The sequence below is a fragment of the Halovulum sp. GXIMD14794 genome (genome assembly GCF_054457455.1).
Window position 1 is genome coordinate 464933 of sequence record NZ_JBTLNF010000005.1, and the last position, 23147, is coordinate 488079.

20 protein-coding genes are annotated in these 23147 nt (G+C 66.2%); 2 read left to right on the forward strand and 18 right to left on the reverse strand.

Going from position 1 to position 23147, the window contains the following annotated elements:
* Positions 1 to 2: 2 nt before the first annotated feature.
* The 8 genes from ACW9UR_RS14015 to ACW9UR_RS14050 all read right to left on the reverse strand — a co-directional run bounded on the left by ACW9UR_RS14015 (position 3) and on the right by ACW9UR_RS14050 (position 11629).
* Complete coding sequence (locus ACW9UR_RS14015; RefSeq protein ID WP_458917796.1) at positions 3 to 2633, reverse strand: molybdopterin-dependent oxidoreductase; 2631 nt, start codon at positions 2631 to 2633, stop codon at positions 3 to 5.
* Entirely contained in the window at positions 2633 to 2962 is a 330-nt protein-coding gene (nirD, locus tag ACW9UR_RS14020; RefSeq protein WP_458917615.1) for a nitrite reductase small subunit NirD, read from the reverse strand. Before nirD ends, ACW9UR_RS14015 begins: the two co-directional genes overlap by 1 nt.
* Positions 2959 to 5391 (reverse strand): nitrite reductase large subunit NirB, encoded by a 2433-nt coding sequence (nirB, locus tag ACW9UR_RS14025; RefSeq protein WP_458917797.1) that lies wholly within the window; start codon positions 5389 to 5391, stop codon positions 2959 to 2961. Before nirB ends, nirD begins: the two co-directional genes overlap by 4 nt.
* Position 5392: 1 nt before the next feature.
* Positions 5393 to 7072, reverse strand: coding sequence for an ABC transporter ATP-binding protein (locus ACW9UR_RS14030; RefSeq protein WP_458917616.1), 1680 nt, complete (start codon positions 7070 to 7072; stop codon positions 5393 to 5395).
* A gap of 7 nt (positions 7073 to 7079) precedes the next feature.
* A complete protein-coding gene (locus ACW9UR_RS14035; RefSeq protein ID WP_458917617.1) occupies positions 7080 to 8162 on the reverse strand; it encodes an ABC transporter permease in 1083 nt (360 codons plus the stop codon).
* 74 nt (positions 8163 to 8236) lie between these two features.
* Positions 8237 to 9604: a CmpA/NrtA family ABC transporter substrate-binding protein gene (locus ACW9UR_RS14040; RefSeq protein ID WP_458917619.1), complete on the reverse strand. Its 1368-nt coding sequence runs from the start codon at positions 9602 to 9604 to the stop codon at positions 8237 to 8239.
* 262 nt (positions 9605 to 9866) lie between these two features.
* Complete coding sequence (locus ACW9UR_RS14045) at positions 9867 to 11048, reverse strand: ABC transporter substrate-binding protein (RefSeq protein ID WP_458917620.1); 1182 nt, start codon at positions 11046 to 11048, stop codon at positions 9867 to 9869.
* A complete protein-coding gene (locus ACW9UR_RS14050; RefSeq protein ID WP_458917621.1) occupies positions 11045 to 11629 on the reverse strand; it encodes an ANTAR domain-containing response regulator in 585 nt (194 codons plus the stop codon). Before ACW9UR_RS14050 ends, ACW9UR_RS14045 begins: the two co-directional genes overlap by 4 nt.
* Positions 11630 to 11838: 209 nt before the next feature.
* Here ACW9UR_RS14050 and ACW9UR_RS14055 point away from each other — a divergent pair, with 209 nt between their 5' ends.
* The gene (locus tag ACW9UR_RS14055) at positions 11839 to 12600 is read left to right on the forward strand and encodes a hypothetical protein (protein ID WP_458917622.1); all 762 of its coding nucleotides are present in this window, start codon (positions 11839 to 11841) and stop codon (positions 12598 to 12600) included.
* Positions 12601 to 12811: 211 nt separating this feature from the next.
* On the opposite strand, the gene ACW9UR_RS14060 is transcribed toward ACW9UR_RS14055, so the two are convergent.
* The 8 genes from ACW9UR_RS14060 to ACW9UR_RS14095 form a co-directional block, all read right to left on the reverse strand.
* The gene (locus tag ACW9UR_RS14060) at positions 12812 to 13588 is read right to left on the reverse strand and encodes a Pnap_2097 family protein (RefSeq protein WP_458917623.1); all 777 of its coding nucleotides are present in this window, start codon (positions 13586 to 13588) and stop codon (positions 12812 to 12814) included.
* The gene (locus ACW9UR_RS14065; RefSeq protein ID WP_458917624.1) at positions 13585 to 14862 is read right to left on the reverse strand and encodes an MSMEG_0569 family flavin-dependent oxidoreductase; all 1278 of its coding nucleotides are present in this window, start codon (positions 14860 to 14862) and stop codon (positions 13585 to 13587) included. The genes ACW9UR_RS14060 and ACW9UR_RS14065 overlap by 4 nt, the downstream gene beginning before the upstream one ends.
* 11 nt (positions 14863 to 14873) lie before the next feature.
* Positions 14874 to 15161 (reverse strand): MSMEG_0570 family nitrogen starvation response protein, encoded by a 288-nt coding sequence (locus tag ACW9UR_RS14070; RefSeq protein WP_458917625.1) that lies wholly within the window; start codon positions 15159 to 15161, stop codon positions 14874 to 14876.
* Complete coding sequence (locus tag ACW9UR_RS14075) at positions 15154 to 16125, reverse strand: sll0787 family AIR synthase-like protein (RefSeq protein ID WP_458917626.1); 972 nt, start codon at positions 16123 to 16125, stop codon at positions 15154 to 15156. Before ACW9UR_RS14075 ends, ACW9UR_RS14070 begins: the two co-directional genes overlap by 8 nt.
* Positions 16122 to 16664: an MSMEG_0567/Sll0786 family nitrogen starvation N-acetyltransferase gene (locus ACW9UR_RS14080; protein ID WP_458917627.1), complete on the reverse strand. Its 543-nt coding sequence runs from the start codon at positions 16662 to 16664 to the stop codon at positions 16122 to 16124. The genes ACW9UR_RS14075 and ACW9UR_RS14080 overlap by 4 nt, the downstream gene beginning before the upstream one ends.
* A complete protein-coding gene (locus tag ACW9UR_RS14085) occupies positions 16661 to 17773 on the reverse strand; it encodes an MSMEG_0568 family radical SAM protein (RefSeq protein WP_458917628.1) in 1113 nt (370 codons plus the stop codon). Before ACW9UR_RS14085 ends, ACW9UR_RS14080 begins: the two co-directional genes overlap by 4 nt.
* On the reverse strand, positions 17766 to 18764 hold the full coding sequence (locus ACW9UR_RS14090; RefSeq protein WP_458917629.1) for a Nit6803 family nitrilase: 999 nt from the start codon (positions 18762 to 18764) through the stop codon (positions 17766 to 17768). The genes ACW9UR_RS14085 and ACW9UR_RS14090 overlap by 8 nt, the downstream gene beginning before the upstream one ends.
* 75 nt (positions 18765 to 18839) lie before the next feature.
* A complete protein-coding gene (locus ACW9UR_RS14095) occupies positions 18840 to 19322 on the reverse strand; it encodes an MSMEG_0572/Sll0783 family nitrogen starvation response protein (RefSeq protein ID WP_458917630.1) in 483 nt (160 codons plus the stop codon).
* 255 nt (positions 19323 to 19577) lie between these two features.
* Here ACW9UR_RS14095 and ACW9UR_RS14100 point away from each other — a divergent pair, with 255 nt between their 5' ends.
* On the forward strand, positions 19578 to 20954 hold the full coding sequence (locus ACW9UR_RS14100; RefSeq protein ID WP_458917631.1) for an aminotransferase-like domain-containing protein: 1377 nt from the start codon (positions 19578 to 19580) through the stop codon (positions 20952 to 20954).
* A gap of 458 nt (positions 20955 to 21412) precedes the next feature.
* Here the strand turns inward: ACW9UR_RS14100 and iolB are convergent, their stop codons facing one another.
* Together iolB and iolE are read right to left on the reverse strand one after the other, a co-directional pair.
* Entirely contained in the window at positions 21413 to 22219 is an 807-nt protein-coding gene (iolB, locus tag ACW9UR_RS14105; RefSeq protein ID WP_458917633.1) for a 5-deoxy-glucuronate isomerase, read from the reverse strand.
* A gap of 12 nt (positions 22220 to 22231) precedes the next feature.
* Positions 22232 to 23137, reverse strand: a complete 906-nt coding sequence (gene iolE, locus ACW9UR_RS14110; RefSeq protein ID WP_458917634.1) for a myo-inosose-2 dehydratase — start codon at positions 23135 to 23137, stop codon at positions 22232 to 22234.
* Positions 23138 to 23147: the final 10 nt, after the last annotated feature.

Sequence of the window (23147 nt, forward strand, 5' to 3'; positions counted from 1 at the left end):
TTCTACTCGGCGGCCTGAGGGATCGCGGCGCGGGCGACGAGGTCCGCCACCTCGGGTCGGCAGGAGCCGCAGTTGGTTCCGGCCCCGGTCAGCGCGCAGATCGCGGCAGGGTCCGCGCCGGGATTGGCGTGGATCGCCTGTAGCAGCGTGTTGCGCCCGACATTCATGCAGGCGCAGACCGTCGGTCCCGGATCTGGTCGGTCGGCACCGGGACGCGCGGCCAGCAAGTCTGGCGCAGGGGTTCCAAGGGCGCTGGCGACGTAATCGCGCGCAACCTCGACCGGAGTGGGCGAGACGAAAAGCGCCGCTAGCAGCCCGGCCTCGTCCGTGAAAGCGAGGCGCGTGAGTCCCCGGCCCGGATCCGTCACGCAAACAGGTTCGGCGTCGATCCCGAACAGGTGCCGGGCGAAGTCCTGCCAATCGCCGAGCGCGCGGTCGCAGGCAAGTTCCGCACGCCACCCGGCCTCGGTTCTTGTCTTGGCCCAGTAGGCGCAGGTGGGGCGGAAGTCCCGGCGGCAAACGGCAAACCCGTACCAGCGCGCGGCGAAACGCTCGACCGCAATGACCGAAGCCTTCGCTTCGGGCTGCCCGGAGACCGGGTCTGTCGCGGCGGCGATCAGCGTCCCGATCCGGGCCGAGGGCGCGGTTTGCCCGGACCAGTGCATCGGCGCGAAGGGCGTGCCCGACGCGACGTCGGTCGTGATCAGCGCCCGCAGCAGCGCGCTGCCCGTCGGGCTGGAGACGCGGGCGATCTCGGCGGGGCCGACGCCCAGCCTTTCGGCATCGGCCGGGTGGATCTGAAGGAAAGGCTCGGCCAAGTGCCGCGACAAGCGCGCGGCGCGGCCCGTGCGGGTCATCGTGTGCCACTGATCGCGGACCCGGCCCGTGTTCAGGCGGAACGGATAGCGCGGCGCGCGCTTCGCCGCCGGCGGGGTCTGCCGGACAGCGATCATCCGGCCCTTGCCCGTGGGCGTGAAGAAGCGCCCGTCGCCGAAGAAGCGACCCCCGCTGCGGGTGGCCGTGACCGGCCAGCGAACAGGCTCAAGCGCGTCATATGCGGAATCGTCCAGCCTCGCGAGGCCCGATATGTCGAAGTCCCGGCCCAGCGCCCCGCCGACGCCCGAAAGCGCAGCATGTTCGCGGAAGATCTGCGCGGGGCTGGCAAAGTCGAAGGCCTCCGACCAGCCCATGCGCCGCCCAACCTCGGCGAAGATCGCCCAGTCGGCGCGGGCCTGCCCCGGTGCGTTCAGCGCGGCGCGCTGGCGGCTGATGGTGCGATCCGAGTTTGTGACGGTGCCGTCCTTCTCGGCCCAACCCAGCGCCGGCAGGACAACGTCGGCCAGCGCGACGGTGTCGGTCTCCGCGACGATATCGCTGACCACGACGAACTCGCAGGCGCGGATCGCCTCGGCCACGCCATCGGCCTCGGGCATGGAGACGACGGGATTGGTTCCAGCGATCCAAAGCGCCTTGATCCGGCCGTCGGCGGCGGCCTCGAACATCTCGACGGCCTTCAGACCCGGCCCCTGCGCGATGCGGGGGCTGGCCCAGAATGCCTGCACAGCGTCACGGTGGTCGGGATTCTCGATGTCCAGGTGTGCGGCGAGCGTGTTGGCCATTCCCCCGGTCTCGCGCCCGCCCATCGCGTTCGGCTGGCCGGTCAGGCTGAGCGGGCCCATGCCCGGTTTGCCGATCCGCCCGGTGGCAAGGTGGCAATTCAGGATCGCATTGACCTTGTCGGTGCCGCTGGTCGACTGGTTCACGCCCTGGCTGAAGGCGGTGACGGTGCGCGGAGTTTCGGCGAAGAGTTTGAAGAACGCGTCAAGATCGGCCTGCGCCAGCCCCGTAGCCGCGAGGTCCGCCGCCTGTGCCTCGGCCAGCGCGGCGTCAAATCCCTCAACATGCACGGCAAGAAACGCCCGGTCCAACGCTCCGGCGGACCCAAGGTGCGCCAGCAGGCCGTTGAACAGCGCAACGTCGCTGCCCGGCTCGATCTTCAGGTGCAGGTCGGCGATATCGCAGGTCGCGGTGCGGCGCGGGTCCACGACGACGACCTTCGTGCCGCGCGCCTGCCGCGCCTCGGCCAGGCGGCGGAACAGGACCGGGTGGCACCACGCCATGTTGGAGCCGACCAGCACGACAAGATCCGCCTGCTCCAGATCTTCGTAGGTGCCGGGGACCGTGTCTGTGCCGAAGGCCCGTTTCTGCCCCGCCACAGTTGAGGCCATGCACAGGCGCGAATTGGTGTCGATATTACCCGAGCCGATGAACCCTTTCATCAGCTTGTTGGCGACGTAGTAATCCTCGGTCAGCAGCTGCCCCGAGACATAGAAACCGACCGCATCGGGTCCGTGCTGCGCGATCGTGTCAAGAAAGCGCGAGGCGACAGTCCCGAGTGCCGTATCCGAGTCCACCGTGCGCCCATCGACGCGCGGGGCCAGCAGGCGGCCCTCCATGCCCAGCGTCTCGCCCAGCGCCAACCCCTTGGAGCAGAGCTTGCCCCGGTTCGCCGGATGCTCGGGATCGCCCTCGACCCGCACGCCCCCTGCCCCTTCGGGCATCAGCCGCACGCCGCAGCCGACACCGCAATAGGGACAGGTGGAGCGGATCGCAGGCACGCCGCCGCCGTCCATCATGCGGCCCGCCGACCAAGCACGGATGGGTCGAGCAACAGGCGTCCATCCTCGATCCGCACCGGGTAGGTCGCGATGCGGCCCTCGTCCGCGCCCTGCGCCTCGCCGGTTTCGAGGTCGAACACCCAGTTGTGCAGCGGGCAGGTCACCTTGCGGCCGTGCACGATACCCTCTTCCAGCGGCCCGGCCTTGTGCGGGCAGACGGCAGAGGTAGCGAAAACCTCGGCAGCGTCAGTGCGAAACACGGCGATGCAGCCAACCGGAGTTTTCACCCGGCGCGCGCCGCGCAGGGGGATGTCGTTTAGCGCGCCAATGTCGATCCAGCTCATTCCGCGGCCTCCAGCGTGAGATCGGCCAGCGGGGCGAAGGCGCGGGCGGCGTCCTCGTCGGCCCGCTCGGCCCAAGGGTCCTTCTGATAGATCGTCTGGCTCAGGTCGAACGCCGCGACCAGGCGCTGGCGCTCGGCCGCGTCGGCCAGCTTGTCGCGCACCCAGTCCAGCCCGACCTTGGCGATCCACTTGTAGGGCCGATCGAGGTACTTGGCGTTCTCGCGGTAGAGCTGGACGAAGGCGACGGTGTATTCCATCGCTTCGGCTTCGGTCGCGACCTTCACCAGCGGCTCGGTCTCGCGCAGGTCCATCCCCGCCGCGCCGCCGACACCGATCTCGTAGCCGCTGTCCACGCAGACGATACCGACATCCTTGCAGGTCGCCTCGGCACAGTTTCGGGGACAGCCCGAGACCGCCATCTTCACCTTGTGCGGCGTCCACGAGCCCCAAAGCCGCTTTTCCAGCTTCACGCCCAGGCCGGTGGAATCCTGCGTACCAAACCGGCAGTGGTCGGTTCCGACACAAGTCTTCACCGTGCGCAGGCCCTTGGAGTAGGCATGGCCCGAGACCAAACCCGCCTTGCCGAGGTCGGCCCACATCGCGGGCAGATCCTCGCCCCGCACGCCCAGCAGGTCGATGCGCTGGCCGCCGGTGACCTTGACGGTCGGCACGTTGTATTTCTCGGCAGCGTCTGCGATGGCGCGCAGCTCGCCCGCCGTGGTGATCCCGCCCCACATCCGAGGCACGACGCTGAAGGTGCCGTCCTTCTGGATGTTGGCGTGCTTACGCTCGTTGACGAAGCGGGATTGCGGGTCGTCCTGGTACTCGACCGGCCAGTCGGCCAGCAGGTAATAGTTGATCGCCGGGCGGCAGACATGACAGCCGTTAGGCGTTTTCCAGCCCAGTTCCTGCCAGACGGCGGGCTGCGATTTCAGCTCCTGCGCCTTGATCAGGCGGCGGACGTCCTCGTGGGTCAGATCGGTGCAGGCGCAGATCGGCTTGGGCTTGTCCATGTCGAACGCATCGCCCAGCGTAACCGCCAGAAGCTGCTCGACAAGGCCGGTGCAGGTGCCGCAGGACGAGGACGCCTTGGTCTGCGCCCGCACGTCGTCCAGCGTCTCCGCTCCGCCCCCGATCGCCTGAGTGATCCGACCCTTGCACACGCCGTTGCAGCCGCAGATTTCTGCGTCAGCCGGTAAGGCTGCAACGGCCGCCATAGGGTCCAGGGCGGCTCCTCCCTGGAAGGCAGGTCCGAAGATGAGCGTGTCGCGCATCTCGGCAACATCGGTGCCGTCCTTGATCAGGCCATGGAACCAGCCGCCGTCGGCTGTGTCGCCGTACATCACCGCGCCGATCAGTCGGTTGTCCCGCAACACCAGCCGCTTGTAGACGCCGCGCGCCGGGTCGCGGAAGACGATGTCCTCGCGGTCCTCGCCTTCCGCGAAATCGCCGGCCGAGAACAGGTCGCAGCCCGTGACCTTCAGCTTGGTCGCGGTCTCGCGGTTGACGAAGGCGGCGGCCTCGCCTGCCAGCGTGGCGGCGGCGACCTTGGCCTGATCGTATAGCGGCGCGACAAGGCCGAAGATCTGGCCCGCGTGCTCGATGCACTCGCCGATGGCCAGAACGTTCTCGTCCGAGGTCACCATCTGGTCATCGACATGGATGCCCCTGCCAGTGGCCAGCCCCGCCTCTTTCGCCAGCGCGACCGAGGGGCGGATGCCTACAGCCATGACCAGCAGATCGCAGGGCAGTTCGGTGCCATTTTCTAGCACCAGCGCCTGAACTTTACCGTCTTTCCCTCTGATTTCCTTCGAGTTCGACGAACAGAGTACCTTGATGCCCCGCCCCACCAGCTCCTTGCGCAGCAGGTAACCGGCGGCCTCGTCCAGCTGCCGCTCCATCAGGTGGCCCATCAGGTGCACCACGGTCACATCGACGCCGCGGGCGTGCATGCCAGCCGCTGCTTCGAGCCCCAGCAGGCCGCCGCCGATGACCACGGCGCGCGCGCCCTCGCCCAGCGCCATCATCCGCTCGGTGTCCTCAAGGTCGCGATAGGCGATCACGCCGTCCAGGTCATGCCCCGGCAGCGGGATGATGAACGGGTTCGACCCCGTCGCCAGCACCAGCTTGTCGTAGGGTACCGGCGCGCCATCCTCGCCCGTCACGGTCCTGGCCGCGCGGTCGATGGCGGTCACCCGCTCACCAAAGCGGCAGGTCACGCCCTGCGCCTCGTAGAACGCGGCGTCGTGGGTGACGATCTCGTCGTAGGTTTTCTCGCCCGACAGCACCGGCGAAAGCATGATGCGGTTGTAAGTGCCGCGCGGCTCGGCGTTGAACAGGGTCACGTCCCAGCCGCCCGCTTCGGTCACATGCTCCACCAGCCGACCGGCGGCCATGCCGGCGCCGACGATTACCAATCTCTGCATGATATCACTCCGCCGCTATGGCCGCAGGGGCCTTGGGTTTCGGCTTGTGGCCGTGCTCGTATTCTTCAAGGAAATCGAGCACTTCCTGGCGATAGGTGTAGTAGTCCGGATGCTCCAGCAGCGCCTTGCGGGTACGCGGGCGCGGCAGGTTCACATCGGTGATCTTGCCGATGGTGGCGCGCGGTCCGTTGGTCATCATCACCACGCGGTCGGCCAGCAGGATCGCCTCGTCGACATCGTGGGTGACGCAGATCGCGGTCACCTTGGTGCGCGACCAGACCTCCATCAGAACCTCCTGAAGCTCCCAGCGGGTCAGGCTGTCGAGCATCCCGAAGGGCTCGTCCAACAACAGCAGCTTGGGGCTGAGCGCGAAGGCCCGAGCGATCCCCACCCGCTGCCGCATGCCGTTCGACAGGTCCGCCGCCGGGCGGTCCATCGCATCGCCCAAGCCCACACGCTCGAGGTAGTATTCGACCACGTCCTCCCGCTCAGCCTGGCTGGCCTTGGGATAGACCCGGTCGACGCCTACGGCGACGTTCTCCTTGGCGCTGAGCCAGGGAAACAGCGAAGGCGACTGGAAGACCACGGCCCGCTCGGGATCGGCGCCGACGACCTCTCGCCCGTCGAGGATGATGCCCCCCTGCGAAATCTCGTTCAGCCCCGCCGCCATCGTCAGCACGGTGGACTTGCCGCACCCCGAATGGCCGATCAGCGAGACGAACTCGCCCTTCTTCAGTTTCAGGTCGAAATCCTCGACCACGGTCAGCGGGCCGTTCGGCGTCGGGTAGATCTTGTGAAGCTGCGAGAACTCCAGGTAGCGCTCGTCCAGCACGCTGTCCTGCGCGCGGGCGACGGCTGCGGGCACGCCATGGATCGGGGTCACATCCGGCAGTTGCCGCGTGCCCTCGATCTTGGCCTCGATCCCGACATCCATCAGGTAACCGGTGACCTTCGCCCGCAGCGCCTTGAACGCCTCGTCATGGTTCATCGCCGAACGGTCTCGGGGCCGCGGCAGCGAAACCTTGAACGCCTCGCCCAATGTGCCGTCCGGGTTCAGCGGCACGATACGGTCGGCCAGCAGGATCGCCTCGTCCACGTCATTGGTGATCAGCACGCAGGTCTTCCGGTCGGCCTCCCAGATCTGGAGGATCTCGTCGGCCAGGTTCGCGCGCGTCAGCGCGTCGAGCGCCGAAAGCGGCTCGTCCAGCAGCAGCACCTCGGGGTTCATCGCCAGCGCCCGTGCGACCGAGACGCGCTGGCGCATTCCGCCCGACAGTTCCGCCGGACGCCGGCCTGCCGCATGGGACAGTCCCACCATCGCGATGTAGTGGTCGGCCTTCTTCTCGCGCTCAGCTCTGCTCAGCTTCGGGAACACTGCGTCGACCGCCAGCATGACGTTGCCGCGTACCGTCAGCCACGGCATCAGGCTGTAGCTCTGGAACACGAGGCCGCGCTCGGGCCCCGGCCCGTTGATGGACTTGCCGCGGAACAGAAGCTCGCCGCGGTCGGGGCGTTCCAGCCCCGCCATCAGGTTCATCAGCGTGGACTTGCCGGTGCCCGAGAAGCCCAGGATCGCCACGAACTCGCCTTCAGCCACATCGAGGTCGATGCCTTTCAGCACTTCGGCGCGGTCGAGCCCCTCGCCGAAGCCCTTGCTGACGGATTTGAAGGTCAGGATACCCATGATGCCCTCAGCGGTTGTTGGTGAAGGTGAAGGCGGCCTGGATCGCGTACATCAGCCGGTCCAGCAGGAAGCCGATGATGCCGATGGTGAACACCGCCACCATGATCTTGGCCAGCGAGCTGGACGAGCCGTTCTGAAACTCGTCCCAGACGAACTTGCCTAGACCTGGGTTCTGCGCCAGCATCTCGGCAGCGATCAGGACCATCCAGCCGACACCCAGGCTCAGCCGCAGGCCGGTGAAGATCAGCGGCAGCGCCGAAGGCAGCACCAACTTGGTGATCTTAGTCCAGGTGTTCATCTTCAGGACCTTCGAGACGTTCACCAGGTCCTTGTCGATCGAGGCCACGCCCAGCGCGGTGTTGATCAGCGTCGGCCAGAGCGAGCACAGCGTCACCGTGATCGCCGAGGTCAGGAAGCTTTTCGCGAAGAACCCGTCATTGGTCGCGTAGACCGCCGAGACCACCATCGTCACGATCGGCAGCCACGCCAGCGGCGAGACCGGCTTGAATATCTGGATCAGCGGGTTCAGCGCCGCGTTCGCCGTCGGCGACAGCCCTGCCACGATGCCAAGCGGAACCGCGACCACGGTGGCGACGGCAAACCCGAAGAACACGGTGACGATCGAGGTCCAGATCTGATCGTAGTAGGACGGCGCGCCTGTAAAGGCGATCTCCTTGACCTGATCGGCCTTGCCGGCCTCGATCAGGCGCTGGTTCCGCTGCTCCACGCGCTCGTTGAACAGCGCTTCCTTTTCGGCCTTGGCAGCGGCGTCCTGGTGCAGGTTGACAGCTTCCTCCCAGACTTGGGCCGGGCCGGGGATTGCCCCCAGCGATGTCTGCACCTTCGGCGCCAGCACTGCCCAGAGCAGCAGGAAACCGGCGATGGCAAGCAGCGGCACACCCAGCAGCCGCCAGACCTCGCGCATCTGGGCGCGGGGGTTGTCTCCGGCGGCGGCCTTCAGCGCCGGGGTCATCCAGGACAGGCCCAGCACGCTGAACCAGCGGTCGGCCTTGTTGATGCGGGTGAACCAGACGGCGCGGCGGGCCTCGCGGGCGGCGGCGTCGGTCATGCTCGGGTCGATTGCGGTCATCGGTGGATCTCTCGCGTCTGTTCGATCTGCCTGGTACCGGCGCCCCGCATGGGGCAAGGGCGCCGGAGGGGGCCTCAGCCCTGCACTTCGCTGCCGACGACGCGCTGGTCGCCCTTCAGCCCGATGGGCAGGCTGTCGAGATAGGCATTCGGCTGGCGACCGTCGTAGGGGATGCCGTCGATCACGTCCTCGGCCGGGGTGGCGGCCTTGTAGCCGTCGCTGTCCCAGGGGAAGTCGGCCTCGTTCGCCAGGCCCTCGTCGACCAGGTGCCGCGCAGCAGCAAGGTAGAGATCCGGCCGGTACACGGACTTGGCGGTCTCGTGGTACCACTCGTCGGATTTCGCCTCGGGGATCTGGCCCCAGCGGCGCATCTGGGTCAGGTACCAGATGGCGTCCGAGTAAAACGGATAGGTCGCGTTGTAGCGGAAGAATACGTTGAAGTCGGGCACGTCACGCACATCGCCCTTCTCGTATTCGAAGGTGCCGGTCATCGAGTTGGCGATCACCTCGGCATCTGCACCCACGTATTCAGGACGGCTGAGGATCTCGACCGCCTCCATCCGGTTGGCGTTGTCGTTCTCGTCCAGCCAGATCGCGGCGCGGATCAGCGCCTTGGTGATGGCGGTAGTGGTGTTCGGATATTCTTCGGCGAACTCGGCGGTGATGCCGAAGACCTTCTCGGGGTTGTTCTTCCACAGCTCGTAGTCGGTGATCACCGGCACGCCGATGCCCTTGAACACCGCCTGCTGGTTCCAAGGCTCACCCACGCAATAGCCGTAGATCGTGCCGGCCTCGAGCGTCGCGGGCATCTGCGGCGGCGGGGTCACCGACAGCAGCACATCAGCGCCGATCTGGCCGGTGATGTTCTCGGTCGAGTAATAGCCCGGCTCAAGCCCACCGGCGGCCAGCCAGTAGCGAAGCTCGTAATTGTGGGTCGAAACGGGGAAGACCATGCCCATGTTGAACGGCTTGCCCTGCGCCTTGTAGTCCTCGACCACCGGGGCCAAGGCCTCGGCGCTGATCGGGTGCTGCGGGCGGCCGTCGTCCATCGTCGGGATGTGAGCCTTCATCTGCTCCCAGATCTCGTTCGAAACGGTGATCCCGTTCCCGTTCAGGTCCATCGAGAAGGGCGTGACGATGTGCGCCTCGGTGCCGAAACCGATGGTCGCGGCCAGCGGCTGCCCGGCCAGCATGTGTGCGCCGTCGAGCGTGCCGTCGATCACGCCGTCCAGCAGGACCTTCCAGTTCGCCTGCGCTTCCAGCGTGACGAACAGGCCCTCGTCCAGGAAATAGCCCTGCTCGTAGGCGACGGCGAGCGGCGCCATGTCGGTCAGCTTGATGAAGCCGAAGGTCAGCTCGTCCTTCTCGAGATCGAGCATCTCGGCGGAAGCGCTGGAAGCCATCAGCGCGCCGAGCATGGCGCTGGTCAGAGTAGTCTTCATAGGGTTACTCCCCTCGGATCGACGCCCACACCGGACGTCTGGAAACAGAAAAAGCCGCCAGACCGTGCCTCGCGTGGATCGCGAAACATGGTCGAGCGGCTTTGCTCGGATCGCCCTGTCGTGGGTGAATTCGGTGAGAGCGCCATTGCCCTCGAGGGTCAGGTTGCGGCAGCTGCCGGGACCGAAGCAAGAATTTCCGAGGTGGCGCGCCGATATTTTCGGCAGCGCAGCGCGAAATCCGTGTGCGATGCACAAATTTCGCTCATATTGCCCCGCTCAGGTCAAAAATCTGACCATCGAAGAACCGGTTCTCGGTCAGAATCAGCCGACCTGTCTCGGACGGTGCGGCGGTTCCAGGCAGGATCCCGCCTTCCAGTTTGTCCGACGCACCGGGCAGCACCGCACCGACATCCCGCAGGTGCTGGCGGTAAAGGTCGGTACGGAACACCGCTCGCGCCTGCTCGACCGCTGCTGCACGATCAAGACCCAGCCGCGCCGCCATCCGGGTGGCGATCCAGGCCGCCTGGCTGCGCCAAGGATAGGTCGCGGCACCGGCATGGAACTCAACGAAGCCCTTGCAGTCGCGCACCTCTCCCCGTGCCGAGACCGTCAGCCGCCCAGTCAGCGCCCGGTCAATGATCTCGGAGGACAGGTTCAAATATCCGGGGCGCGCCAGCATCTCGGCCGCCGTAGTTTGCGCCCCGCCCTCGCCCAGCCATCGGCAGGCCCGCCAGACGGCGCGCATCAGCCGCCCCGTCAACTCCGGCTCGGCGGCGGCCCAATCGGCGCGGACCGCCAGGACCTTCTCGGGTGCGGCGGACCAGATGGCGCGACCGGGCAGCAGCAACGCCCCGGCCCCCATCTCGACCGCCTTGGAGCCCCAAGGCTCGCCCACGCAGAAGGCGTCGATCTCTTCGGCGGCGATGGCATCGGCCATCAGCGGCGGCGGCACCGTGCGGATCTCGACAGTCTGGGGCGCCGGAAGCCCCGAAGCCGAAAGCCAGTAGTACAGCAGTTCGGCATGCATCGAGAACGGAAACGGCACACCGATACGCAAGGGACGCCCGTGCGCCGCCGCGACCAGCGCAGCCCCAGCCACGGCAGCATCCGAGAACCCGAAGCCATGCCCCGCCGCCCGCAACTCCGCCTCGAGCCGCGCGCTGACACCGACCACCGTGCCGTTCAGCGAGGTCACCATCAGCGCCGAGATCGACGAGGCCACACCGCCGATCCCCAGCGCCATTGCTACCGGTACCGGCGAGAGCATATGCGCCGCCTCGGCCCGCCCGAAAGCCAGCATGTCCCGCACCGAGGACCAGGACGGGGCGCGGAGCAGGTTCAGTTCCAGCCCCTCCTCGCGGGCAAAACCCATCTCGTGCGCGACGATCAGCGGCGCGGCATCGACCAGCGGAATGAAAGCGACGGAAAGCGGCGCGGCATTCATGACAGCAGGTCCGCCGCCGTGACCAGGGCCTGGGCGACTTCGGAGATCTTGCGCCCCTGGTCCATCGCGGTCTTGCGAAGCAGCCCGTAGGCGTCGTCCTCGCTGATCCCGCGCGCTTTCATCAGCAGGCCCTTGGCACGGTCGATGACCTTGCGCTCCTCGAGCGCGCGCTTGGTTTCGGCCAGTTCGTCCCGCACCCGGCGGAACATGTTGAACCGGGCGATGGCAGCGGTGACGATCGGGCGGATCCGCTCGGGGCGCAGGTCGTCGACGACATAGGCTGAAACTCCTGCCTCGATCGCCGCCTCGGTCAGGCTGTCCTCACTGCGGTCCACGAACATCGCCACCGGACGATCCAGCGGCGCGGCGGCAAGGGTCAGTTCCTCGATAATGTCACGGGACGGGCTGGTGACATCGACGAGCACGATATCCGGATCCCGCTCCGAGATCCGGCGCGCGAGGCTCGACACCTCCGAGATCACCTGGATGTCGTTGTCACCGGCCTCCATGAGGCTGTCCACGATCATCATGGCGCGATCGCGGTCCGGCTCGACGACGATTATCGAAAGCTTGTTTGGCACGGGGCGATTGAAGACTTCTCAGCTACCGGGCTTCCAGCACAGTTGGCAGCTGGGTCAGGCATCGCGGACAGATTGCTCACCCGAATGGCTGTCGCATGGCTGGCTGATCAAACACTAGGCACTTGCAATACGAAAACGCTGTGACCGGATTGCGCACTCCGAAGTCAGCGTATAGCAGATCACGCGATTGGCCGATACCGGAGGACCTTATGATCATTGCTCACTCACGCAAGTTCGTATTCGTGAAGGCGATGAAGGTCGCGGGCAGCAGCGTTGAACTGGCACTGTATCCAAGCCTCTCCGATGGAGACGTCATAGCTCCAATCGGAGGCGGAGGACTGAAGAGGCTCGGATCCTCGCTACCGACTAATTTACGAATTAGGAAGTTGTCGCACGCAGATGCAATTACACTGATGCGCCTCTATCCCGAGACAGTAAAGCACGATTACACCTACTTTTGCGTTGCCCGGAACCCTTGGCACCGAGCGCTCTCACTATTCACTTGGATCAATCGAACCAGCATCCTTGAGATGGATGAACAGCGGGGAGTCGAAGCCTTCCGGTCTTTCATACGCAAACCCCTTCCCATGATGAGCCTGGGGTCGCCCATCTGGCGCGGCGAAATCATTTGCGATCTCGTTATCAAGTATGAAGGCTTGGCCGAAGGAGTTTCTCAACTCGGTGTCACCCTTGGCCTTCCCGAGCCGCTGGATGTTACCTCGATCCGGGACAAGGAAGGACTGAGACCGGCTTGGTCGAAGGACCTTGACACAATGTACGATGACGAAACCTGGGCTCGCGTGTCGCGACTGTGCGCCTACGAAATCGCCTACTTCGGATATAGTTACAGCCAGTCGGCCGGCACCACTTCTCCGCTGGAGAGCTTCGACAACCGCAAGCGCATCGCTCTTCTCAAGGACAGAGACATCGAAGACCGCTTCGCTGAAAGCGTTGAGGAAGATTATGCTTGAATAGCGGGCGAAGAGCCGTCTCCTCCGACCCCAACGCGTCGCCTGCCGAGTGCTCCGGCGAAGAAGCCCGTTCTGGCACGCCAACGGGATAGTTTACGCCCGCACGCAGGCTTCGGTCGGGATGGACGGCAACCAATCAATCCTTGCCTGGCACCTGCCGAGTGAAGAGCGCGGCGTACAGCAGCGAGATTCTCTGCTGAACACAAAGAGGTCAGCCCTTCGCTGTCCGGACCAGCGCCAATGGCGCGCCGTCGGTCCGGGTCATCAGCGTCGCGCCATCCGCCTGCCGCAGGCAGATGCCGTCGCCCGGATCGATATTGCCCATGTAGACGATCTCGCGTCCGCGCAGGCTCCCGCTTGAGGGCCGCGCAGTCTCTGCCAGCCGCGAGAAGGTCGGGAAGTAGAGCAGCCCGGCGGCATTGAAGTCGAGCGACGGAACCGGAGTGACGCAGCCATCGAAGGACTTGTGCGTCTGGTAACGCAGCGCTCGCGCAACCTTTCGGCTGCGAGCATCCAGCGCGGCCAAGGGCTCCGGCGCTGACGGCAGGTCGGGTGCGCGCAGCGGCGCGCGGCGCACGATACGCCGGTTCGAACCGCTCTCGTCGCGCCCCACGAAGGTCGAGATCATCAGCAGCCGCGCGACCACCTGCCCGCCCCGGCGCAGCGTGTGACTGGAGCCGATCCGGGCCGCCGAGACTGCATGAAGCGTTGCACTGATCTCGATCCGTTCGCCAAGTTGCGGGCGGGCCGGCCCCAGTTCCAGCGAGGTCGTGCAGAATGCGGCATAGATCGGTTGCCCGCTCGCGTCGGTAAAAACCGCCTGCCCCTGCCCCATCGCCTCGGCGATCAGCGACCAATGCCGGTCTCCGGCATCCCGCAGCACCCATTGCTCGGACAGGCCGAACGGCGACAGCTGTGCCATTGCGGCGGTGACTGAGGCAGTCGCCTCGATCCGCCGTGGCAGGTCGGCAAGGGCAAGCTGGCTCATTCGGCGGCGACTTCGGTGCGGACGTCGGCCAGCTGTGCTTCGATCTGGTCTGCGAGGTAGGCACTGTCCTCCTCGATCCCCAGGAACCGCCCGGAGCCCCAGGTGTTGAGCCAGCCGAGACCGATGAAATGCAACCCCGGTTGCGCGGTGACGCCCCGGTCGAACACCGGCTTGCCGCGCGCGTCGAACACATCCGCCTCGATCCAGGAATAGTCCGGGCGGAAGCCGATGGCCCAGAGGATCGCGGTGATCCCGGCTTCGGCGGCATTGATCTCGGTTCGCTCCACCTTCGGCTCGCAGACCTTCTCGAACGGCGGTGCGGGCGGCGCGTCGATCCCGTTGCGCGCGATATAGGCGTCGATCTGCTTGCAGATGCCCAGGTAGCTGCGATCAGCCGCATCAAGGTTCTCGGTCAGATCCGGCAGAAAGCGGATCGTCTGTCCGTCCATATCCGCGACGGAGCCGTACAGCTCTACGCCATGATCCACATGGAAGCGGCGCAGGTCGATCTCCTTCCCGCCGTCCCGGCCGGACATATAATGGTTGGTCTGGGTCAGCGCCTTCAGCGGGTCCGGATGCTCGCGGATCGTCACATCGTAATGCCCCGCCTCATAGAGCCAGTCGGTTGCGTCCCTTCCACGATACTTGCGCGGACTGCGCGGCGCAGGTCCGACGGCCAGCGAGACAGGCCGCCCGGCACGGACGAAATCCTCCATGAGCTGCACGCCGGATTGGCCGGTTCCGACGATCAGAACGCCGCCCTCGGGGAACTGGTCAGGGTTGCGGTAGTCGACCGAGTGCATCTGGAAAATCTCGGGCGACAGGGTCTTGGCGAACCCCGGCTCGATCGGCGTGTCGTAGCCGCCGGTCGCAATCACCACCTGCGCGCAGCGCCAGTTGCCGTCAGAGGTCTGCACGACGTAGCCGTCCGCGTCGGGCACAACACGCGTAACCTCGACATGCTCGCGGATATCCGGCGCAAAGCTGGCGGCGAAGGCGTCCAGGTAATCGGTGATCTCGTCCCGCAGCATGAACCCGTCAGGATCTTTGCCGCCATAGTCGCGGTCGTAGTGAAACCCTGGCAGGCGGCACTGCCAGTTCGGCGTGACCAGGCAGAAACTGTCCCAGCGGTTCACGCGCCAGGAGTGGAATTTCTCGTGCCGCTCAAGCACGACATGCTCGATGCCCTTCTGCCGCAGTTGCCAGGCGACCGACAGGCCTGCCTGACCGCCGCCGACGATCACGACCTGGGTGTGCGAGATTTGCGAACTCATGGCAGTGTCCTTCATCGGGTGATGGCGAGGCAGGTGACCTCGGCGCCGTCATGGCCTTCGAACCGTGCGGCCTGCGCCTCGATCCGGTCGAGCTGCGCCATCGCCGAGGTGCAGGCATAGCCGTATTTCGCCGCGACCCGGTCCGAGGCGCGCTCCATCGCGACGCGGGACCGGGCCAGGAAATCCGGCAGCGGATAGGTGGTACCGGGCTGGAACAGCTCGGCGACGACCGAGGACGGGGAATAGCAGCGTTCCTCGGCCCCGTCGGGCCAGCGGACGGTCCAGTAGGTCTCAGGCATGGGCAGTATCCTTCGACGTCAGGCCAAGGTAGCGGGTGCGGGAATGGTCCCAGAAGATCGCGGCCTCTACGCCCGATGTCAGACGCACCGCGCTGCCTTCGGTCACTTTGCCAATGACGGCGCAGGTGATGTCGCGGGCATGGAACCGGGCGGCGATATCGCCTGCGTCACCGGGCGCGGCTGCCATCAGGAAACCGAAGCTGGGGAAGCTGCGCATCCAGCGCTCGAGCGGTACGCCCTCGGGCGGCTGGATCGCCGATAGGTCCAGGTCGATCCCGACATCCGAGCACTCCGCCAGCATCAGCGCGGTGCCGACGATGCCGCCCTGGCTGATGTCCTTTGCCGCGTGCAGCAAGCCCGCCTCGGCCAGCTCGGGCAGCAGCTCCAGATCGCCGCGCAGCCTTGCATGCGGCGCCTCCAGCGCAGCGCAGAAATTGTCGAAGTTGCGGTATGCGCCCCGATGATCGATGGCGGCGAGAAGCACGTCACCGGGGCGCGCGTCGAAACTTGTCACCGGTGCGCTGGCCCGCCCGAGGACCGACACCGCCAGCGACAGGTCGGGCGCACTCAGGTTGGTGTGCCCGCCCACCAGCGGCACGTCGTAGGCTTCGGCGGCATCCTTCAGCCCCTGAAGCAGCGGCGCGGCGATCTCGGCTTCCGGCGCCCAGACCTGGTCGATCAGCGCGACCGTGCGCCCCCCCATCGCCGCGATGTCCGACAGGTTCACCATCACCCCGCACCAACCCGCGAACCACGGATCGTCGGCAACGAAACCGGGAATGAACCCCTCGCCCGCCAGCAGGTCTGCCCCCCCCGCGCGCGGTAGGATCGCCGCGTCATCGCCGGGCCTCCCCTGAGCGTGCGCGGTCAGGCCAAGCGCGCTGGTTGCCGCCGCAATCGCGCATTTCGAGCGGATCGACGGATGTGCGGCCAAAGCCTCGGCAAGGGCGCGCGGATCGGTCATGCGCGCGCCCTCGCACGATGATACCAGCCGGTCTCGGGGTTCTCGCAGCGCGGGTAGTTGCTCAGGTCCGCCTCCATCCGCGCATGGGGCGTGCCGTGGATCGAGATCTCGTCCAGTATCCGCCAGCGCAGACGCCGGAACAGGATCACATTCTGCATCTGCACATGCGCCAGGAAGCGCTCGCAGCCGCGCGCGTTGGCGGTGCTGACCGCCAGCCGGATCAGTTCGGCCCCCAGCCTGCCGACATTGCGGAAGCCTTCGTCCACCGCCAGCCGCGAGCCCCACCAGATGCCGGGCCGCTCTTCGTGAATGCGAACGGTGCCGACGACCTGATCGGCCTCGTGCGCATACGTGGACAAAGCCACCAGATGAGTTGCGATCAGATCAACCTCGTCGCGGTCGTGTTCGGGGAAGATGCGCTGCTCGCCCACGAAGACCCGATGCCGCAGGTCCTGCGCACCCAAGGCCTCGAACGGGCGCGAGGCGGCGCGGACATAGTAGCCCGGACAGGCGAACGCTCGCGGCTCCAGCGGGATCATGCGGGCACCTTCAGTTTCTCGTAGGTGGACAGCGCCGAGCATGCCCCGCAGCGCCCGCACCCGGCCTTGATGTCCTCGGACCGGATCCCGGCGCGCGCGATCATTTCGCCCAGGGGTGCGAGGATCGAGGCCATGAACTCGGAACTCGGCGCCGGATGGCTTTCCAGCGGCGTGCCGGAGATCGGCACGAAGGGCACGACGAACGGATAGACGCCCATCGCGGTCAGCCGCGCGCCCATGTCGAGGATCGCGTCGCGCGTGTCGCCCAGCCCGGCAAGGATATAGGTCGAGACCTGCCCCCGCCCGAAGACCTTCACCGCCGCCTCGAAGCTCGAGAAATACTTCTCCAGCGGGACCTGCGCCTTGCCGGGCATGATGCGCTGGCGCACCTCGGGGGTCACGGCTTCCAGATGCATGCCCAGCGCGTCGATCCCGGCATCGCGCATGCGCTGGTGCCAGATGTCGTCCTCCGGCGGCTCGCACTGACCCTGAAGCGGCAGATCCACGGCGGCGCGGATCGCTCGGGCCGAGTCGCAAAGCACCTGCGCCCCCCGATCCTTGCCCGCGGGCGTGCCGGTGGTCAGCACCATGTGCTTCACCCCGTCCAGCTGCACGGCGGCCAGGGCGACCTCGGCCAGTTGTTCGGGCGTCTTGTGGGCAATGGTGCGACCGGCAGCGAGGCTCTGCCCGATCGAACAGAACTGGCAGGTCTTTTTGCGGCTCTCGTAGCGGATGCAGGTCTGCAGCACCGTCGTCGCCAGAACGTCCTTCGAGTGCAGCGTCGCGATATTGCTGTAGGGGACGCCCTCGGCGGTCGAAAGCTCGTAGAAGCGCGGGCGCGCGGGGAAACGCACGCGGGCGACCTCGGCCCCGTCCCGCAGCACGCGGGCATCGCCCGAGGCATCAGGGCTTTCCACCAGGTAGGGACTGTCGAACGCGGGCGCAGTGTGGACCGGCACCATGACCGTCAGCCCGCCAATCGTCACAGCCTTGTGGTCCGAGGGCCCGGCTCCGCCGCGCCGGGACTCGTGCCCGGCCTTGGGGTCCACCAGCCGCATCCCGCGGGTCTGGAGATCGTTGATCAGCGCGCTGGCGGGCATCTCAGGCATCGGGGTCTCCTTCGGTGGCAAGCTGCGGTTCGAGTGCGGGGGCGCTCACGCGGGGCTGCGTGACGCGGTCGTCGTGAACGAGATGCAGCAACTCGGGGCGGGCGTAGTGGCCGACGCTGTCCATCATCCGCTTGCGCTTGGCGATCAGGGACATGTCCAGATCGGCGATGAGGATGCCCTCGCCCTCGGTGATCGGGTCGGCCAGGTGCCGCCCCTCGGGGCTGATGATGCAGGTCATGCAGCCGTCACGCATCGCGCGTTGCAACTTGGGATCGGGATGCAGCGATGCGATCTGTTCCTCGGTCAGCCAGCCCGTGGCGTTAACGACGAAGCAACCGGATTCCAGTGCGTGATGGCGCATGGTCACCTCGATCTGCTCGCCGAAGATCGGACCGACAAGGCTGCCGGGGAAATGACTTGCGTGGATCTCCTCGTGCTGCGTCATCAGCGCATAGCGGGCCAGCGGGTTGTAATGCTCCCAGCAGGCCAGCGCGCCGACGCGGCCGACACGGGTTTGCGCGACCTTCAGCCCGGAACCGTCGCCCTGCCCCCAAACCATGCGTTCATGGTAGGTGGGCGTGATCTTGCGCCGCTTCAGCGCGAGGCTGCCGTCGGCGTCGAAGATCAGCTGCGTGTTGTAGAGCGAGCCATGATCGCGCTCGTTCACGCCCAGCACGATCACCACACCGCGACGGGCTGCGGCGTCGGCGACGGCCTGCGTCTCGGCCGAAGGCACCACGACAGCCTCGCGGTAGAGTTCGAGGTGCGGCTTGCCCTGTTGCACCGGCGGCAGGACGAACGAGAAATAGGGGTAGTAGGGCACGAAGGTCTCGGGAAAGACGATGAACTCGGCGCCCTTGTCCGCAGCCTCGGCGATGGCGTTCAGCACCCGCTCGATCGTGCCCTCCCGGCCCGAAAGGTCGGGGGCGATCTGCACAGCGGCGGTGCGGATCGTGTCGGTGCGCAATGTGTCTTCGTGATCGGTGCTCAAGGTGTCGTCCTCGTGCTGCGGAAGGGGGCCGGCGCGACTGGGAGAAGGCCGCGCCGGCCGGGGACGGTCGAGAACTCAGACCGTCCAGGTGTCGAGGATCACAGCATCGGCCTTCTTGTGCAGAAGGATGCAGTCCAACACGTCCTGCGGCGCGATCGGGGTGATGCCGGGCAGCAGCGAGGGCTCACCGTGACCATAGAGCGCCTGGAGCGCGAAGCGGCAGGCAAAGACCTTGCCGCCCTCGGCCATGAACTTTTTCAGGTTCACGGCGAAGTTCTGGTGGCCGGGGAAGGCCTCGTCGCCCAGCGTTGGGAAGCCGCGCTGGATGCCCAGCGTCACGCCGGGACCGTAGAGCAGGATCGACGTCTCGTAGCCCTTCCGGTTCAGGCGGATGGCGTTGAGGATGTTCACCAGCCCGATGGAGCCCTCGAAGGCGACGGTGTGAAAGGTGACGAGCGCCTTCTCGCCCTCATCGGCCTTCACGTCCTCGAAGACCTTTTCCTCGTAGTTGACGAAGAAGTCTCCGTCCTTGTGTGCTTCCTTGGTAACCTCGGGCATGGGGATCTCCTTGTTTCGGTCGATTCCCGGATATCCCCGCCAAATTGATTCAATCAATCATAAGTTCAATATGCATACAATAAAAGTTCGCGATCGCTCAACCCGTGCTCAATATCGCGCCACTCTCTTCAGTTTCGCTCACCAGGAAGGCAGAAACTTCGCCAACGAGCTAAGAATCGCAATCCTCGAACCGATCGCCAACACAATCCATACAATCGACTTCAATTTTCCACCCAACTGCGCTACAGCTGTCTCATGACCAACTGGACACCGAACAGCCTCGCTGGTGGCAAGCCCCGCTATATCGCCATCGCCGACGCTTTGGCCGAGGACATCCGCGCCGGGATACTGGCCCCCGGCGACCGCCTGCCCCCGCAGCGGCAGCTGGCCGAGCGGTTGCACATAGACTTCACCACCGTCTCGCGCGCTTATGCGGAGGCGAAGGCGCGTGGCCTCGTCGACAGCCATGTCGGGCGCGGTACCTTCGTCAGCGACGCGCCTCGGGGCGTTTCGGCCGGGGCCCCGGACCCTGAGCGCACGGCCTCGGAAGACCTGTCGATGAACATGCCGCCCGAGCCCACCGACCCCGAGCTTCTGGATAAGATGCGCGCCGGGCTGACATATGTCGCGTCGAACATGGTCTCGCTGCTGCGCTACCAGTCCTCTATCGGCACGGACCAGGACAAGACCGCCGCCTCGACCTGGCTCAGCTTGCGCGGCATGGTCCCCAAGCTCGAGCGCATCGCCGTCACCCCCGGCGCCCACCCGACGATGACCGCGATCCTGTCGATCCTGACGCGCCCAGGCGACACCATCCTGTGCGAGCGGATCACCTATCCCGGCATCCGCTCCATCGCGCGGCGGATGCGGGTTCAGCTCAAGGGTATCGCGATGGACCGCCACGGTATCCTGCCCGACGCGCTGGAGGCGGCAATCGAGGCCCACGGCCCCAAGGCGCTGTATCTGAACCCGACGCTGCACAACCCGACGACGATCACCATACCGACAGACCGGCGGCTGGAGATCTCGGAAGTTTTGAACCGTCACGGCCTACCGTTGATCGAGGACGACGCCTACGGGTTCATCCCGCCCAAGGCCCCCGCCCCGCTGGCGGTCTCGGCCCCGGATCTGACGTGGCACATCGGCGGGTTGGCGAAATGTATCGGCGCGGGGCTGCGGCTGGCCTATGTCGTCACGCCCGACGGCAAGGCGACCTACCAGTTGGGCCAGGCGCTGCGTGACATCTCGGTAATGCCCTCGCCGCTGCCGATGGCGATGGTCACGCAATGGATCGAGGATGGCACAGCCGACAGCATCCGCCGGTTCATCCGCTCCGAGACCGCCGTGCGGCAACGCATCGCCGCCGAGGCATTGGAGGGTTTCGACTACGACAGCGCCGAGCACGCCTTCAACCTGTGGCTCAAGTTGCCCAAGGGCTCGGGGCGCGCGGACATCATCGCACGCATGGCCGGCCGGCACGTTGGGGTGATGCCCTCGGACACATTCACCGTCGAAGGCGAGCCCGACGAATACGTGCGCATCTGCCTCGGAGGCCGCGTTTCGCGCGACGATCTGGCAAAGGGCCTGTTCTTCATGTCGAACGCCGCGCAGCCTCAAACCTACATGGGCTGAGACCGCGTCCCGGCGCGGGCGACCGGCGGAAAACCGCGCCTCTCCCGTCCAATGAAAAGGGCGACAGGCAGCGCGCGGGAATGCGGGAGACGATCATGAGGTAGATTGCATACGGCATCATGGCGACCTGCGCCGCCGCCACGCTGGCAGGACCGGTCTCCGCCGGACCCGACCGCGACCGCGGCGACATTCGAGGGCGCGCCCACACGCATGGTCACGCGATAACGCATGCGAACGCGCAAAACTCTCATCGCCATACTCACCGGCATGCGGTTGGGTACCGCTTCGACCAGCGCGACGTGGTGGTCGCGAACGATTGGCATCGCCGTGGCTTGCTCCGACCGGGCCGGACGAGGTCTATGTCGTCTCGGGCGAGGGCCTTTACCTGGCCGTCGCCTCGACGCTGATCGACTGAGCCCCGGTCGGCAAGAACCGGCGCGGCACCCGGACCGGCAGGGTCAGGCGTCGCGTTTCATGATCCACTCGACCGGCGGCGCGGGCACGAAGCGCCATTTCCGCAGCGGCCCGGCCATCACGTTCAGATAGTACATCTCGAACCCATAGGGCGCGCCGCAGGGATGATGCCCTCGCGGCACCAGAACGACGTCCCCATCCGAGACCGCCATGGTCTCGTCCAGTTGGCCATCATCGGTGTAGACCCGCTGCACCCCGAACCCGTCGGCAGGGTTCAGACGATGGTAATAGGTCTCTTCGAGGTAGGTGATGCGCGGATAGTCGTCCTCGTCATGACGATGGCTCGGGTAGGAGGACCAGTGCCCGGCCGGAGTGAACACCTCGGTCACCAGCAGGCTGTCGGCGTAGTCCTCGTTCTCCATCGCGATGTTGTTGATGTGGCGCGTATTGGTGCCCTTGCCGCGCGTGGTCAGGCTGATCCCGTCGGGGCCGATCCGCCGCGCTTCGTGCCCGCCCATGCCGGGGGCCGAGCAGACGGCCAGTACGCAGTCGGTCTCGGCGGCGGCGTTCCACTCGGAGCCGTTCGGCAGGTAGAGGCAATGTGGCGGGGTCTTCTCGAACACGTCCATGCGCTCGCCCAGAACGCCCCAGTCCTGCCCCGCACCCGATATCCGGGCCTTGCCCTCGACCATCACCAGGATCACCTCGCGGTCGCCGGTCACTTCGGCGGCGGCATCGCCCGCCCGCAACCGGTAGAGCGAGAAGCCGACATAGCGCCAACCGGCGCTTTCGGGCGTGATCTGGTGGACCTTTCCACGGGTGCCAAAGGGCTTTCTCAGAAGATCGGGCATGAAATCGCTCCGTCAGGTGGTGCTGTCGATGGTCAGACCCGAGCGCCCGCAGATCTCGACGATGTGCTCGTAGCCCTTCTTCGAATACTCGTAGGGCGGCGCCTTGGCCGGGTCCTGCTCGGCCTCGACGACGATCCAGCCGGCATAGTCCATCGCCTTCAGCTCATCCGTGACCGCCTGGAAATCGATCGCACCGTCGCCCGGCACCGTGAACGCACCAGCGATCACCGCGTCGAGGAAGCTGCGGCCGTTCTCGCGCACGTCGCGGATCACTTCGGGGCGCACGTCCTTGAAGTGGACGTGCAGCACCCGCTCGCGCCATTTGCGCAGCGTGCCCAGAACGTCGCCGCCGCCGAACCAAAGGTGCCCGGTGTCGTAGAGCAGGTGCACTTCGGGCGGGGTGAACTCCATCAGCCAGTCGACATCCTCCTGGTCCTCGACGAACGAGCCCATGTGATGGTGATAGGCCAGCGGCTGCCCCTTGTCGGCCATCCACTTCGCCAGCTCGCCCAGCTTCTGGCCATAGGCCTTCACCTCGTCCCGGCTGAGCTTGGGACGGTTGTTTACCGGGGTGCCGATATCGCCCTGCACGGTGTTGGAACACTCCGCGTAGACGATGCAGGGCGAGCCAAGCGCAGCGAACTGCTCGACCTGCTGCCGGACCGAGGCCTTCTCGGTCTCCAGATCATCCACCAGCAGGTTGCCCGAACACCAGCCACCACAGAGCGCGATGTCGTACTTGTTCAGGTACTCCCGCAGCGCCTCGGTCTCATGAGGCATGCGGCGGCCGCGCTCGACACCGGTATAACCGATCTCGCGCGCCTCGCTCAGCGCCTGTTCCATCGTGTAAGCGGCCGTCAGATCCGGCAGGTCGTCGTTCTGCCAGGAGATGGGCGAAATGCCGATCTTCACACTCATTCTGTCTGTC

Bases quoted from the DNA above. Each gene is read 5' to 3' on its own strand.
- ACW9UR_RS14015 (WP_458917796.1), bottom strand. From the start codon at position 2,633: ATGGACGGCGGCGGCGTGCCTGCGATCCGCTCCACCTGTCCCTATTGC.
- iolB (WP_458917633.1), bottom strand. From the start codon at position 22,219: ATGCCCGATCTTCTGAGAAAGCCCTTTGGCACCCGTGGAAAGGTCCAC.
- ACW9UR_RS14075 (WP_458917626.1), bottom strand. From the start codon at position 16,125: ATGACCGATCCGCGCGCCCTTGCCGAGGCTTTGGCCGCACATCCGTCG.
- nirD (WP_458917615.1), bottom strand. From the start codon at position 2,962: ATGAGCTGGATCGACATTGGCGCGCTAAACGACATCCCCCTGCGCGGC.
- ACW9UR_RS14085 (WP_458917628.1), bottom strand. From the start codon at position 17,773: ATGCCTGAGATGCCCGCCAGCGCGCTGATCAACGATCTCCAGACCCGC.
- ACW9UR_RS14100 (WP_458917631.1), top strand. From the start codon at position 19,578: ATGACCAACTGGACACCGAACAGCCTCGCTGGTGGCAAGCCCCGCTAT.
- ACW9UR_RS14095 (WP_458917630.1), bottom strand. From the start codon at position 19,322: ATGCCCGAGGTTACCAAGGAAGCACACAAGGACGGAGACTTCTTCGTC.
- ACW9UR_RS14055 (WP_458917622.1), top strand. From the start codon at position 11,839: ATGATCATTGCTCACTCACGCAAGTTCGTATTCGTGAAGGCGATGAAG.
- ACW9UR_RS14040 (WP_458917619.1), bottom strand. From the start codon at position 9,604: ATGAAGACTACTCTGACCAGCGCCATGCTCGGCGCGCTGATGGCTTCC.
- iolE (WP_458917634.1), bottom strand. From the start codon at position 23,137: ATGAGTGTGAAGATCGGCATTTCGCCCATCTCCTGGCAGAACGACGAC.
- ACW9UR_RS14035 (WP_458917617.1), bottom strand. From the start codon at position 8,162: ATGACCGCAATCGACCCGAGCATGACCGACGCCGCCGCCCGCGAGGCC.
- ACW9UR_RS14030 (WP_458917616.1), bottom strand. From the start codon at position 7,072: ATGGGTATCCTGACCTTCAAATCCGTCAGCAAGGGCTTCGGCGAGGGG.
- ACW9UR_RS14070 (WP_458917625.1), bottom strand. From the start codon at position 15,161: ATGCCTGAGACCTACTGGACCGTCCGCTGGCCCGACGGGGCCGAGGAA.
- ACW9UR_RS14045 (WP_458917620.1), bottom strand. From the start codon at position 11,048: ATGAATGCCGCGCCGCTTTCCGTCGCTTTCATTCCGCTGGTCGATGCC.
- ACW9UR_RS14080 (WP_458917627.1), bottom strand. From the start codon at position 16,664: ATGATCCCGCTGGAGCCGCGAGCGTTCGCCTGTCCGGGCTACTATGTC.
- ACW9UR_RS14065 (WP_458917624.1), bottom strand. From the start codon at position 14,862: ATGAGTTCGCAAATCTCGCACACCCAGGTCGTGATCGTCGGCGGCGGT.
- ACW9UR_RS14060 (WP_458917623.1), bottom strand. From the start codon at position 13,588: ATGAGCCAGCTTGCCCTTGCCGACCTGCCACGGCGGATCGAGGCGACT.